The organism is Caldicellulosiruptor bescii DSM 6725 (assembly GCF_000022325.1).
Lineage (GTDB): Bacteria > Bacillota > Thermoanaerobacteria > Caldicellulosiruptorales > Caldicellulosiruptoraceae > Caldicellulosiruptor > Caldicellulosiruptor bescii.
In genome coordinates, this window is sequence record NC_012034.1 from 2402402 (window position 1) to 2416233 (window position 13832).

A 13832-nucleotide genomic window follows, 5' to 3' on the forward strand; every position below is an offset into this window, starting at 1 on the left:
AAGTTAAATTACTTGTGTGCAGCAAGCTGCATGATGTTCTCTTCTGTGATTTTTTCTCCAGAGAGTTCTCCAGTTATCCTTCCTTCTCTCATGACAAGTACCCTGTCACACATTCCAATTATCTCGGGAAGCTCAGATGAGATTAGAATAATCCCTATTCCGTTTTTTGCAAGCTCTCTTAAAAGACTATGAATTTCTGCCTTTGCACCAACATCTATTCCACGTGTAGGCTCATCCAAAATCAAAATCTTTGGATTTATAGCAAGCCATTTTGCTATCATTACCTTTTGCTGATTCCCACCTGAAAGACTCATAACAAGCTGTACATATGATGAAGTTTTTACATTTAGTTTTTTAACATACTTATCTGCAAGCGAAAGTTCATGATTTTTGTCAATCAAAAACTTTTTGTAATCATATTTGAGATGTATTGCCGAGACATTGTGCGCAACAGGAAGTTTTAGAAAAAGACCAAACTGTTTTCTGTCTTCTGTAACATAACCGATTTTATGCCAGATAGCATCTTCAAACGAGCTTATCTCAATCCTTTTTCCTTCAAGATAAATTTCCCCACAATGCTTTGGCAAAATTCCGCAGATTGTCTGGGCAAGCTCAGTTCTTCCGCTTCCTACAAGCCCTGCAAAACCTAAAATTTCACCTTCTCTGAGCGAAAATGAAACATTGTAAACCTTGTCAGAGCTAATGTTTTCCACCCTGAAGATCTCTTTGCCAACATATGTGCTCTTTGGCGGGTACATCTCTTTGATTTCTCTTCCCACCATCAGGCTTACAACCTGGTCAGGGTTTGTCTCAGACGTATTCAGCGTTTTGATGTATCTGCCATCGCGAAGGACAGTGATTCTGTCTGCAAGCTCAAAAATCTCACGTAGCCTGTGAGAAATGTAAAGAATGCTTATTCCTTTTGCCTTTAAATCTTTTATGATTTTAAAGAGCACTGCTGCATCAGCTTCAGATAAAGCCGATGTTGGCTCATCCAAAATCAAAAGTTTGCAGTTAAATGTAATTGCCTTTGCAATCTCAACAATCTGCTGTTGCGCAACGTTCAAGTTTGCAACCTTGTCAGTTGGCTTTATGTTCACCTCATCAAACAAAGACAAGACCTCTTGCGACATCTTGTTGAGCGTCTTATAATCCACAATCTTTGCTGACTTTTCTGGAAGCCTCCCTATATATATATTCTCAGCAACAGTAAGATGCGGACAGAGCGCAAGCTCCTGGTGAACTATGCTAATGCCAAGATTTTGTGCATCCCTTGGTGACCTTATGTTGACTTTCTTGCTTTCAAGGTATATCTCACCTTTGTCTGGAAGAAGACTTCCTGATATGATATTCATCAAAGTTGATTTTCCAGCACCGTTTTCACCAACTATCGCATGAATTTCAGCTTTGTTTACAGAAAACGAAACATCAGAAAGTGCAACTGTCCCTGGAAAAATCTTTGTAATTCCATGCAGCCTTAAAAGTTCGCTATCAGTGGAGCTTTTCATGCAAATCTCACCTCGCTTTGTTAAAAATTATTGTAGTTTTGGTAAATCTATTTACTCTGATTTATCATTTGCTTTTCTATTTATATATATTCTACACCAAAATCAAAAATCCTTCTTTTTTAATCAAAAAATTTTTATTATTTTGAACGATGTTATCAAAAGTGTTCAGATTGTTGACAGGCTTGATAAAATGTAATACACTGAAGAAAAGAAAACGTATTAAACTTGTTCACATACAACTTTTTCGGTGATATAATTTTCATATAACTTGCAAAAGTGGTGAATATTGATGCTTGTTGCAGAAAGGCTAAAAAAGATAAAGGAAATACTTCTTCAGAAAAAGCACATTGACGTTGCAACACTTGCAGAACTTCTGAGCGTTTCAGAGGTAACAATCAGGCGTGACTTAGACAGGCTTGAGAGCGAAGGATTTTTGATAAAAACTTACGGCGGGGCAATCTTGAAAGAAGAGGCAGCAAAGATTCTATCACCTACAATATCAGAAGACTCTGAAAAAGAAGCAATAGCAAAAGTATGCTCTTACATGATAGAAAGTAATCAGGCGATAATCCTTGCTGGTGGAAATATATTAAGGCTTGTTCCAAAGTATATAAAGGAAAAACAAAACATAATAGTTTTGACAAACGACCTTCTTTTGGCAATAGAGTGTGGAAAGCTTTCCATCCAGACAATTGTGACAGGTGGTTATATTGTTGGAAATACCTTCACCTTGGCAGGGCCTATGCTTGTAAATCCAAATCTTGATATTTTTGTTGACAAGGCATTTATTGAGGTTGACGGAGTGTCTTTAGAGCGTGGTTTTACTGTCAACAATGTTGAGTTTGCAAATGCATATAAGTATTTTAAGTCAATTGCCAAAGAAACAATTATTGTTGCTGACTCCTCCAAGTTTGATAAAATTTCACTTTTTCAGATTGCAAAGGTTGATGAGATCAAAAAGGTTATAAGCGACACAAATGTACCTGATGAGTATAAATCATTTTTCTTTGAAAACGGCACACAGATATTTTGCAGTTTTGACTTTTCTGACCTTGAAAGAGAGGTTTGAAGCTGTTATGTCAATTGTCTTAGAAAACGTATCAAAGAAGTTTGAAGAATTTTATGCCTTAAAGAGAATTAACCTTGAATTTTTTGAGGGCGAAGTGCATGTAATATTAGGTAAAAACGGTTCTGGCAAGACTACTCTAACAAAGGTTATCAACGGAACATACCAGCCATCTGAAGGAAAAGTTATAATAAACGGCAAGGCTTTTTCAAGTCTAAATCCGCTTTTGGCAAAGTCGCTTGGGATTTTCACTGTGCATCAGGAACTTTTGTACTTTCCGCACCTTTCTGTTGCAGAAAATATCTTCATTGAAAACAAGCCGAAAAATAGCCTTGGATTTATTAGCACTAAAAAGATGATAAAGCTCTCTTCTGAAATCCTTGCTAAAATGGGTGTTAACATAAATCCAGAGGCAAGTTGCAAAAACCTTGGCACATCTCAGCTTCAGGTGATAGAGATTTGCCGTGCACTTGTGCAAGATGCAAAGGCTATTATATTCGATGAGCCAACAGCCGGTCTTACTTCGTATGAGATAGAAAACCTTTTTAGAATTATCAAGGAGCTAAAGCAAAAAGGAATCATCATAATATTTGTCACAAATATGGTAGAGGAAGCACTCTCCATTGCTGATAGAATAACAATCCTGCGCGACGGCGAGGTTGTGGCATCTGATAAAGTAACAAGCTTTAATCTGAACAGGGCAATTTCCCTCATCTTTGGAAGCATAAACAGAACATATCCAAAGCTAAAAGTAGAAAAGGGGCCGGTCATTTTTAGCGTCAAAAATTTAACAAAGTCTGGGATAATTGAGGACATATCATTTGATGTAAGAAGCGGCGAGGTGTATGGAATAGCAGGGCTTGTTGGCTCTGGTCGAAGCTTTTTGGCAAAAGCACTTTTTGGTGCTGAAAAAGTAGACTCGGGAGAGATTTTTATTAAAGGAAATTTTTTGAAGCTTTCAAGCCCATCTGATGCAATAAAAAATGGCATTGCATTTATGAGCGAAGATAGGATTGGCACAGGACTTTTTAAGACTTTGAACATTGCAGATAACATCATCTCATCTAATATTTGGAATATTGTAAATGGGTTTTTCATTGACTCATCACGTCAAGAGAAGATTGCAAATTTTTTTATAAAGCGGCTTGGGATAAAGCCAAAGGAAATCTCACAAAAGATAGCAACTCTATCTGGAGGTAATCAGCAAAAGGTTTTGATCGCCAAGTGGTTATTTTCCCAGTCTTTAGTATTTATTCTTGATGAGCCAACAAAGGGTTTGGATTTGGCATCTAAGGTTGAGGTGTACAACATCATAAACGAGCTTGCGCGAATTGGCTGTGCAATTATTTTCATCTCCTCTGAATTTTCAGAGCTAATTGGCATGTGCGATAGGATTTTGGTTTTGAGAGAAGGCAAAAAAGTTCATGAGTTTTCTAAGAAGGAAATGGATTATGATAGAATTTTAAAAAGTGCGATGGGAATTTTAGAAAGCAAATAACAAAAAATCTTGATGGTATAACACCACCAAGATTAAAACTTTTCACTCTTCATTGTCATATTGCGGCATAGCATGATAAGGATGAGGTTTTTCTTTCTTTATTATAGTTGCCTTAAACTCTCTTATCATATCAAGCTTTTTGATTATGATATTTTGCTTTTGAATGAGCTTTTCTAAAATCTCTGCAACAAGCTTTTGAAGACTAAGTAGCTGCGAAAAATCCTCAGCTTTTGGAAGATCATGGCTCCCAACAACTCTTTTTATCTTCTCAGCCTCAGCGTTCATAAGATTTGCAATAGCCATCTCTTCCTTTGCAATAGACTCTAAAATCTCATTTATAATTTCATCCCTTGGCTTTCTGACAAACTCTGGACCACTCAAAGCTATCATCACTTCCTTACTTTACAGACTTGCACTTGGCAGTTATCAACACTAAAAAGCATCCTTTGATTCTTCTTTTGTCTACTACCTCAAGATCAGCCCACTCAATATACATCTTAACATCGCAGCAGCCACAAAAGCTTTTGTGAGTTTCTTCCAAGCATTTGATGTTTATAAAAGCATCAACATCATGGCATAAATGTACATTGTGGACAGATTGCTGTGGATTTGCAGCTGTGTACATCACATTTAAGTTTATTGTCCCTGTGACAACTATTTTGTCACCAAGTGGCCCGCAGATTAGCTTGCACTTTTTTCTTGTAATTTGCATCACTACCGACGAAAAATCTTCTATCTCTGGCTTTGACTCTGGAATTTCAAACTCTGCCTTTGTCAGCACTTGTTTATAAACGTGTGTCTTTTTTACATCGTCATACTCATGTGGCTCAATTATCCCTAAGTATGCACAACCTTTTTGTATTTCCATCTTTTCCTATAGACCTTTTTAACATTGTTCTAATGTTGATTTTATGGCAACTTCTCCTATTTTATGATACTAAATTTAGCCAAGTACAGATGATAGTGCGCTATTTAATGTTGCCCAGATGAAAAGGACTGTGCATTTTTCAATTGTTCTTGGGTCAAGAAGTGATACTGTCACATCTTCAATCAGCACGTTAGGTTTCCCAACCAAAACATCGTTTAAAGTGATACCCAATGTCTGCAGAAGCTGTAATGTGTTTGTACCAGCAGGAAGCTTAAGTGGCACTTCAATGAATGTGCAAAATGGTTCAACATACAAAACTGAGTGAACAGACTGCTCAGGGACATTGGCTGTGTATATGATCTTTTGTTTGAGCTCACCATCAACAACAATTTTCAGTCCAACAGGTGTTGGAATTACTCTCGAGTCTGTCACCTTTGCTTCAATCAAAACTGTGTTTATTTGCTCAACGTCAGGTTTTTCCTGAGGAATTGTGAGTTTTTCTTCTACAATATATTCTGTGTTAGGATTTGTCGGAAGTAAAGTTGGAAAGCTTGACGCATCAGCAATTCCGATTATGTCAACAAAATTTCTAAGCATTCTTTCTCACACCTCCATAAAATCAATTGTTCTAAGCTGGCAAGTAGGTTGCCAATAGCGCGTTTACTCTTACCCATGCAAAAAGTATTGCACATTTTTTGGCTTTTCTTGTGTCAATCTGGGATATAGAAAAGTCTTCTATAATGATATTTGGTGGTGCGCTGACTACATCATCTAAGGTAATTCCAAGGGTTTGTAAAAGGTTTAGCACATTCTGACCAGATGGAAGATTGAGTGGTATATCTATAAAGTTGCAAAAGCCTGTTATAAACATTGCTGAGTGAATAGACTGTGTTGGCTCATTTGCAACATATGTTATCTTTTGCTTAAGTTCACCTTCGATAATTACTTTTAGCCCGGTTGGTGTTGCAATTGCATAGTAGTTTTTTATACTTGCCTCTACCATAACAGAGACAATTTGTTCCATCTCAGGCTTTTCTGCAGGTATTGTAACTTGTTCCTCTACCTCAAACTGGTTGTATCTGTCAAGAGTTGTAAGTGTGGGAAACTCAGATACATTTGCAATCCCTTCGATACTGATAAAGTTTTTGAGCATCAAACCATCATCTCCGTTTTTATTGTGTTTACATAAGCATAATATGAAATGGAGCAAAAATGTGTGATAGGAATTTTTAGAAAGAAAAAATATAATTCTAAAATAGCATAAAAAATGAAATGGGTTGGGAGTTAAAATAAAATTGTGTCCACTGTATAATGAGTATTGAAATAATCACCAAAGGGGGTTCACGATTATGGAGAAAAATGAAATTTTTGAAACCGCTAAAAATATGGCTATCGAACAAGTGCTAAATATGTATTGCTTCCTGTGATGATCCTACTCGCCCAGCTCTAAAACAGCTAAAAGTAAAACTTGCTCGATTGCTTTATGTTATCAGAAAGAACTGTTTACCTTGCTAAAAACGAAAACGACAAAGGCAATGGCTTCTATGAAAGAAAACTTGCAACACCTGCTATGTAGTTTGAAATTTCTGTCCCTCGCAGACGCCCTTAGAATTTCCGACCTTCTATTCTCTTCTTTCCGCTACAAAAGAGTTGATAGCTTATCTACTTCCCTGCTTATGTCGCAAGTACCTCAATGGTTACTCTTGAGCGTTCTCTTGTCCAAACTCTTAAAAGCATGAATTTGCCTTATTCTGAAGACGAAATCGAAAAAATCAAAAACGATCTAAAAAACGAGCTTCAACTCTTTAAACAAAGAGAACTTCCTGAAAGTACTTTTGCTCTCATCATTGACGGTTATTCAAAAGCGAAATTAAAGATAACTCAAAAGTTAAACAAGCTACTTGCTATGTTGTCCTCGGTATTGATTTAGAAGGCAAAAAAGATATCTTCGTATTCTGCTCTTTCTGCAGTTTTAAAGTTTAAAGAACTTTGTAATCAATATTCCTCAAAATACCCCAGATTCTTAAAGGGTATTTGCGAAAAAGCAGAGTTCTATCTTGCACATATGAAGTATCCTGAAGATTTAAGAAAGCATATCTATACTTACCTGTGCAGTAGAAAGTGTTAACAGTATAATTGAAAAAATAAGAATAAAATCAGGCGGTTATTTTCAATCTGTAGAAATTTTAGAAATAAACATTTACTTACAAAGAGAAAACTTGCGTCGTGGCAAGTGGAAAAACGGAATACCTATTCTTAAAAAATGCAGTTACAATATATTACAGCTCTACAATATGCGCTATTGATGTGGAAACACAAAATTCTTGACAAGTCTCTTCTACTTCATTTTTTCTCTTCTACCAAGAGGAGGGAGCTTTTTTCCATCTAATGTCCTATAAATATTTTACACTAAGCACCATTTTTAAGCATAATTTTGCATAATTCGCATTAATATTTTCACATTTTTGTAATATTACTGTAATACTTTTAACACAGATTTACAAACTTCTATCCATTCTCCACTTCAAACATCTCACCTTCCCAGTTTCTAAAAACCACTTTGTCTTTACCAAAGTAAAGAAGATAATTTGGCATGATTGGAGTTTTTCCTTTGCCCTTTGGTGCATTTATGATATATGTTGGAACTGCCATGCCTGAGGTTCTTCCTCTAAGGCTCTCAATAATCTCCATACCCTCTTCAATTGTCACCCAAAAGTGGGATGTCCCTTTTACTCTTTTTGGATGAAAGATATAGTATGGCTTTACTCTGATTTTTAAAAGTTCTTGATTGAGTTTTCGAACAACATACATATCATTGTTGACCCCATTTAACAAAACCATCTGGTTGCCAAGTGGCACCCCAGCATCTGAGAGCATCTCGCAAGCTCTTTTTGAGTCTTTTGTTATTTCACGTGGGTGGTTAAAGTGAGTGTTTATATAAATAGGATGATACTTTTTTAGCATATCAACAAGTTCTTTTGTAATTCTTTGTGGCAAAGTCACAGGTGCTCGTGTACCAATTCTGATTATCTCAACATGAGGTATTTGCCTGAGTGACCTTAAAATCCACTCCAAAACCTCATCAGAAAGCATCAAAGCATCGCCACCTGTGATAAGTACATCTCTGATATTTGGATTTTGTGCCACATATTCAATTGCATCAGTAATGTCATCTAAGGATGCGTGTGTGTCAGTCTCACCAATGAGCCTTCTTCGCTGGCAAAACCTGCAAAACATCCCACATATATTTGTAACCTTTATTATGAGCCTATCTGGATAGCGCTGAGTTACTATCTTGGTAGGTGATGTGTGCTCTTCGTCCATTGGGTCAAGCTCTCCTTTTTCTATCAGCTCTAAACTGCTTGGAACAGATTGCTTTTTTATTGGGCAGTTTGGGTCATTTGGGTCAATTAACGACAAATAGTAAGGTGAGATTGCAAAGCGATAAATCTTACCCACTTGCTCTATTTGCTGTGCTTCTTTTTCATCAAGGTTTAGAAGATCTTTTAATATTTTGGCTGAGGCAATTCTATTTTTCAGTTGCCATTTATAATTTCCCCAGTCATTTTCACTGGCACCAAAGTAAGAAAGTATTTTTTTCTTTTGATATTCAATTTTTTCCTCATCCTCTATACCAGTCTTGATTGTGTCTTTGACATCTAAATAGTCTTGAATTGCTTCTTTTAGCTTTTCAAACCTCTCCTTGTTGTTAACAATATCTAACCTTTCCATTTGCTAAATACCTCCTTTCAAAATCTTGACACACAGGTTTATCAGCAAAAATAAAAGCAGCCAAACTCCATAACCTCGGAATTTGGCTGCTTTGAAATCAAAGGCAAAGGAATGCCTTCCCTTTTAAAAAAAGGCATAAAAAAACTCCTTTTGCCTCCCCTTTCAAAGCTTCCGAGGTTAGCTGACGGGTTCGGGCCGAAAGGGTTAGCCCTACAGAAGCTTTTGGCTTCTGATTCACCCCAAAAAGGTTGGGTCCCCCGTATCCCAGGGCTTACCTGGGAATTCAGCTTTTCAAAAGGAGTGCTAAGATTTTATATTTATTTTTATATTTTTGGTCTCTACTTTTTATATATATCCCCTCTTGGACCAATCTCATATATGTAAACTGTAAGCTGTTCTTTTTCCACCTTATATATTATCCTTAAATCACTTTCTTTGTATCTATAAAAACCTTCTAATTTACCATGTAATGGTTTAATTTTAGAGGAGGAAAATGGATCTTGTGATAATTCTTCTTCTATAATAGTTGCAATTCTCTTCCTGATATTTTGCGGTAACCTTTGCAAATATTTATATGCACTTTTAGAAAGTATTATATTGAATTTGTCGGATGTTCCCATTTAATACCGCCACCTGATTTGAACTCTTCCTCTGCTTCTTTTATTCTGTCCATAAGTTTATCATCAAGGCAAATTTCAGCTGTCTCCGCCCATTCAATTAACATATCTTTTAGGCTTGCAGGGAGTAAATCAAAAGGTATCTCCTTCAAAGTATCTAACAAGGAAATTACAAAAGAAAGGAGATTTTCCTTCGTTTCAGTTTCTAAATATTTCTTAATCAATTCCAAATTTGGTACGTCTGATTCTGCAATGTGAATCTTCATTTTTTTTCTTGAAATCAATTTAAACACCTCAAAAAATAAGTTGACTTCTTTTAATTTTAATTATACCACATTTGAAGCTCAATTAACAACCCTCTGCAAATCATATAGTTTTTGAATAAAACTCTGTCTACCAATATCTTGCAACGCATAATTTTTTCATGGTATCATTATATAAGATTCTTAATATGGAGTTGAAGAGACCATGCTAAACGTAGATAATAAACTTCCTGATCTTATTAGTTTTTTCAAAGCGCGAGATGATATAGTAGCCGTTTGGATAGTGGGGGAGGCAGACTTTGAAGAAGTAGTCCTGGGTTTGTATCAAGACCATGAGTACTTTTACAGGAAATTCTATGAAGAATTAAAGGAGAGAAATCATCATGAGTCTCAATATAGATAAGGAGGATTCCCTACCATGGTTGACATATTGCTGATAATAATCCTGTTGCTTGTCTTTTTACTGCCGTTTATTTTTCGGAAAATTGAGCACAATTTGGAGCTATTTTTGCTTGTAATGGGTTTGTTGGCAACTGTAGTTTCTAAAACCTTATCATTTCATCTTCTGGGACATGTATTTAGCAATTATCTTCTTTATCTTGTTACCGCAGTTGTTCTTGTAATGGGTTTTGTGTTTAACCTCACAGTCAGCAAACTTAAAACTGCAATAAACTCTATTTTGAGCAGGATAAAAATAGAGCTCTTCGTGTCCCTTGTGATTTTATTTCTTGGGCTTATATCAAGTATCATCACTGCAATTGTTGCCACATTGATACTGGTGGAAATCATTCACCTTCTGCCACTGAAACACAAAACAAAGGTTAAAGTAGCAATAATAGGCTGCTTTTCTATAGGATTTGGTGCAGCTTTAACTCCCCTTGGAGAGCCACTTTCAACAATTGTGGTAAGTTCATTGAATGCTGAATTTTTGTATATACTTAAAAATCTTGGAATGTATATAGTACCCACAATAATCATCTTATCACTTTTAAGCTACTTTATTCTGCTGCATGAAAGAAAAAAAGGGCATATTTTACCTACTTACGAACAACTGTTGACAGAAGAAGAGGCTATTGTGAAAGCTGAAGAGAGTGCTATTTTAGCGCTTGAAGCAAGGAAAGATGTGATACTGCGTGCTGGAAAAATTTTTATGTTCATAGTTGCATTGGAACTATTGTGCAATGGTTTTAAGCCTTTTATTGATAAGTACATTGTGAAGCTGGGAGATAGACTATTGTTCTGGATAAACATCATCTCAGCAGCCCTCGACAATGCAACCATTGCAGCTGCTGAGATCACACCAAGCCTTTCAACTGGTCAAGTAAAAGCAATACTGCTCAGCCTTCTTGCAAGTGGCGGTATTTTAATTCAGGGCAACATTCCAAACATAATTGCAGCAAATAAATTGGAAATAAAGAGCAAGGAATGGGTACAGCTGGGACTGCCACTGGGACTAATATTGCTCCTTGCATTCTACTTGCTCCTTTTTGTAGTTTAAATGGGAAGAAGAATAGTTTAAAAAATATAGAGGCTGGCTTATTGCCAGCCTCTATTCTATCCTCGCAACCTCATACCCTGCATCATCAATTGCTCGAACAAACTCTTCATCTTTTACATCTTTATTTAGCTCCACAGTTGCAACTTTGCCCTGCAGATCAACCTTCACAGAGCTTACACCTTCTATGGCTTTTAAACTGTTTTCCACTCTTCTTACGCAGTGGTCACAAGTCATGCCTTTAATATAAATTTTCTTTGTCATTTCAAGACTCATCCTTTCTTTTATTTTTTTTATATTATATTAAAATTTTAACTTACAGGCTTAAATCTTTTTAGCCTCAGAGCGTTTGAAACCACAGAGACTGAAGAAAACGCCATAGCGAGACCCGCTATAATTGGATTCAAAAGTGGGCCACCAAATATGTGTAAAACTCCTGCTGCAATCGGAATGCCCAATGTGTTGTAGAAAAATGCCCAGAATAGATTCTGTTTGATGTTCTGTATTGTCTTTTTGCTAAGCAGTATTGCATTTACAACGTCCAATATATCGCTTTTCATAAGAACCACATCAGCAGACTCGATTGCAACATCTGTTCCAGACCCAATTGCTATACCCACGTCAGCTTGAGCTAAAGCTGGTGCATCGTTGATACCATCGCCCACCATCGCAACCTTTTTACCTTCTCCCTGAAGTTTTTTTACTTCATTTGCCTTATCCTGTGGCAAGACCTCTGGTAAAACCCTATCTATTCCAACCTGTTTTGCAATTGCTTTTGCTGTTCTGCTATTATCCCCTGTTATCATTGCTACCTCAATACCCATGCTATGCAAAAGTTCAATTGCCCGTTTAGCATTTGGCTTTATCACGTCTGATACTGCTATGATTCCAGCAAACTTTCCATTCAGCGCTATAAACATAGGCGTCTTTGCCTGCTGTGAAAGCTTTTCTACATCAAGTAAGAAATCTATCTCAATGCCTTTATCTTTCATAAGTTTTTCATTACCAACAAGAACTGTTTGTCCATCTACCACTGCCTCTATTCCATGCCCTGAAATTGCTTCAAACTGACTTGCTTCAAAAAGCTGCAGATTCTTTTCCTTTGCTGCCAAAGCTATTGCTTCACCTAAAGGATGTTCAGAGAGCCTTTCTGCCGACGCTACTATTTGCAGCAGCATTTCTCTTTCCCACCCATTTGCTGGAATTATGTCAGTTACTTTTGGCTTACCTTCAGTGATTGTTCCCGTTTTGTCGAATACAACCATTGTGATCTTGTGCAAGGTTTCTAATGCGTCACCACTTTTTATCAAAATTCCATGTTCTGCGCCTTTTCCTGTTGAGACCATAATAGCAGTGGGTGTTGCAAGTCCCAAAGCGCACGGGCATGCGATAACTAAGACGGTAATAAATATTCTCAAAGCAAAAATAAATGAACTGCCAGCAAAGTACCATGCAAGAGCTGAAATTACAGCAATGAAAATGACAATTGGTACAAAATACCCTGAGATTACATCTGCCAACCTTGCGATTGGTGCTTTAGAGCTTTGAGCATCCTCAACCAGTTTTATAATCTGTGCTATGACTGTATCCTTGCCGACCTTTGTAGCTTTTATCTTTAGCGTGCCATTTTTGTTTATTGTAGCCCCAATAACCTTGCTTCCAGGTGTTTTTTCAACTGGGATGCTTTCACCTGTCAGCATTGATTCATCAACAAAGCTTCTACCTTCAATTACTTCTCCATCAACGGGAATCTTTTCCCCGGGCTTTACTAAGAGTATATCCCCTACTTCAACTTCTTCTATTGGAATGACTATTTCATTATCACCTTGAATAACTACCGCAGTTTTTGGGGCAAGTCCCATTAATTTTTTTATGGCTTCCGAGGCTTTGCCTTTGGAAACTGTTTCTAAGTATTTGCCCAGTAAAACAAGGGCTATAATTACACCTGCAGTCTCAAAATACAGTTCTTTTACATACTGGTAGTGACCAATTGCAATTTGGTATATAGCAAAAAGTCCATAAAGAAAAGCAGCTCCTGTCCCAACTGCAATTAATGAGTCCATGTTTGGGTGAAACTTGAAAAGCCTGCTAAAGCCTACCGTGTAGAACTTATACCCTGCAATGACAATTGGAATTGCCAATATTGCTTGTACAAGAGAAAAATTCAAAGGATGTTTTTCAGGCAAAATTATCTCTGGCAGCGGAAGTCCCACTAAATGTGCCATAGCAATCAATAAAAGTGGAACTGCAAATATGCTTGCAATGACAAACCTTCTAAAAAGACTATTTATTTCTTTTTGTTTTCGTTCTTGATGCAAATCTCCATAATATGTCTTCTCAATCTCAAGTGGCGTATATCCGGCTTTTATTATCGCATTTTTTATTTCAGACAGTCTCAACTTAGATGAATCATACACAACTTTTGCTTTTTCACTTGCAAGGTTAACACTTACCTCTTTTATTCCATTTAGCTTTGAAATTGATTTTTCGATTGCTCTTGCACATGAAGCACAAGTCATGCCTGAAATGGGAATAGTTACTTCCCTGATAGTTGTCTCCTCATCATCCAAAACACCATAGCCGGCTCTTTCAACAGCTTCTCTTATCATCTCAATGCTGGCTTTGTTCTCATCAAACTCAACAATAAGTTTCTCAGTGGCAAAATTAACCGACGCACTACACACTCCTTCTAATTTGCTTACACTTTTTTCAATTGCCCTTGCACAAGAACTACATGTCATACCCGTTATACTCAAAGTTTTTTTCACATGTAACACCTTCTTTT

14 protein-coding genes, 1 pseudogene and 1 riboswitch are annotated in these 13832 nt (G+C 36.8%); of the genes and pseudogenes, 5 read left to right on the forward strand and 10 right to left on the reverse strand.

Features of this window, described 5'->3' with window-relative positions; genetic code table 11:
- Positions 1-8 precede the first annotated feature (8 nt).
- Entirely contained in the window at positions 9-1508 is a 1500-nt protein-coding gene (locus tag ATHE_RS11410; protein ID WP_015908598.1) for a sugar ABC transporter ATP-binding protein, read from the reverse strand.
- Between the two features lie 289 nt (positions 1509-1797).
- Here ATHE_RS11410 and ATHE_RS11420 point away from each other — a divergent pair, with 289 nt between their 5' ends.
- Both ATHE_RS11420 and ATHE_RS11425 read left to right on the forward strand, forming a co-directional pair.
- The gene (locus tag ATHE_RS11420; protein ID WP_013429442.1) at positions 1798-2577 is read left to right on the forward strand and encodes a DeoR/GlpR family DNA-binding transcription regulator; all 780 of its coding nucleotides are present in this window, start codon (positions 1798-1800) and stop codon (positions 2575-2577) included.
- Between the two features lie 7 nt (positions 2578-2584).
- Positions 2585-4072: a sugar ABC transporter ATP-binding protein gene (locus ATHE_RS11425; RefSeq protein WP_015908599.1), complete on the forward strand. Its 1488-nt coding sequence runs from the start codon at positions 2585-2587 to the stop codon at positions 4070-4072.
- Between the two features lie 42 nt (positions 4073-4114).
- Here the strand turns inward: ATHE_RS11425 and ATHE_RS11430 are convergent, their stop codons facing one another.
- The 4 genes from ATHE_RS11430 to ATHE_RS11445 form a co-directional block, all read right to left on the reverse strand.
- A complete protein-coding gene (locus ATHE_RS11430) occupies positions 4115-4462 on the reverse strand; it encodes a hypothetical protein (RefSeq protein ID WP_015908600.1) in 348 nt (115 codons plus the stop codon).
- Between the two features lie 7 nt (positions 4463-4469).
- On the reverse strand, positions 4470-4940 hold the full coding sequence (locus tag ATHE_RS11435) for an SPOCS domain-containing protein (protein ID WP_015908601.1): 471 nt from the start codon (positions 4938-4940) through the stop codon (positions 4470-4472).
- A 75-nt stretch (positions 4941-5015) separates the two neighbouring features.
- On the reverse strand, positions 5016-5537 hold the full coding sequence (locus ATHE_RS11440; protein ID WP_015908602.1) for a DUF3794 domain-containing protein: 522 nt from the start codon (positions 5535-5537) through the stop codon (positions 5016-5018).
- 31 nt (positions 5538-5568) lie between these two features.
- The gene (locus ATHE_RS11445) at positions 5569-6093 is read right to left on the reverse strand and encodes a DUF3794 domain-containing protein (protein WP_015908603.1); all 525 of its coding nucleotides are present in this window, start codon (positions 6091-6093) and stop codon (positions 5569-5571) included.
- A 196-nt stretch (positions 6094-6289) separates the two neighbouring features.
- Between ATHE_RS11445 and ATHE_RS14125 the strand changes: the two are divergent.
- Positions 6290-7268, forward strand: a pseudogene (locus ATHE_RS14125) (transposase).
- Positions 7269-7448: 180 nt separating this feature from the next.
- Here the strand turns inward: ATHE_RS14125 and eam are convergent.
- From eam to ATHE_RS11465, 3 genes are all read right to left on the reverse strand, one after another.
- Complete coding sequence (gene eam / locus ATHE_RS11455) at positions 7449-8672, reverse strand: glutamate 2,3-aminomutase (RefSeq protein ID WP_015908604.1); 1224 nt, start codon at positions 8670-8672, stop codon at positions 7449-7451.
- Positions 8673-8823: 151 nt separating this feature from the next.
- Positions 8824-8971, reverse strand: a riboswitch (cyclic di-AMP (ydaO/yuaA leader).
- A gap of 39 nt (positions 8972-9010) precedes the next feature.
- Positions 9011-9292, reverse strand: a complete 282-nt coding sequence (locus ATHE_RS11460) for a type II toxin-antitoxin system RelE family toxin (RefSeq protein WP_015908605.1) — start codon at positions 9290-9292, stop codon at positions 9011-9013.
- Positions 9265-9573, reverse strand: coding sequence for a hypothetical protein (locus tag ATHE_RS11465; RefSeq protein ID WP_015908606.1), 309 nt, complete (start codon positions 9571-9573; stop codon positions 9265-9267). The genes ATHE_RS11460 and ATHE_RS11465 overlap by 28 nt, the downstream gene beginning before the upstream one ends.
- A gap of 184 nt (positions 9574-9757) precedes the next feature.
- Between ATHE_RS11465 and ATHE_RS11470 the strand changes: the two genes are divergently transcribed.
- Together ATHE_RS11470 and ATHE_RS11475 are read left to right on the forward strand one after the other, a co-directional pair.
- On the forward strand, positions 9758-9955 hold the full coding sequence (locus tag ATHE_RS11470) for a hypothetical protein (protein ID WP_015908607.1): 198 nt from the start codon (positions 9758-9760) through the stop codon (positions 9953-9955).
- 15 nt (positions 9956-9970) lie between these two features.
- On the forward strand, positions 9971-11050 hold the full coding sequence (locus tag ATHE_RS11475; RefSeq protein ID WP_015908608.1) for a DUF1646 family protein: 1080 nt from the start codon (positions 9971-9973) through the stop codon (positions 11048-11050).
- A 51-nt stretch (positions 11051-11101) separates the two neighbouring features.
- On the opposite strand, the gene ATHE_RS11480 is transcribed toward ATHE_RS11475, so the two are convergent.
- On the reverse strand, positions 11102-11311 hold the full coding sequence (locus ATHE_RS11480; protein WP_015908609.1) for a heavy-metal-associated domain-containing protein: 210 nt from the start codon (positions 11309-11311) through the stop codon (positions 11102-11104).
- A gap of 47 nt (positions 11312-11358) precedes the next feature.
- Entirely contained in the window at positions 11359-13788 is a 2430-nt protein-coding gene (locus tag ATHE_RS11485) for a heavy metal translocating P-type ATPase (RefSeq protein ID WP_231503443.1), read from the reverse strand.
- Positions 13789-13832 lie beyond the last annotated feature (44 nt).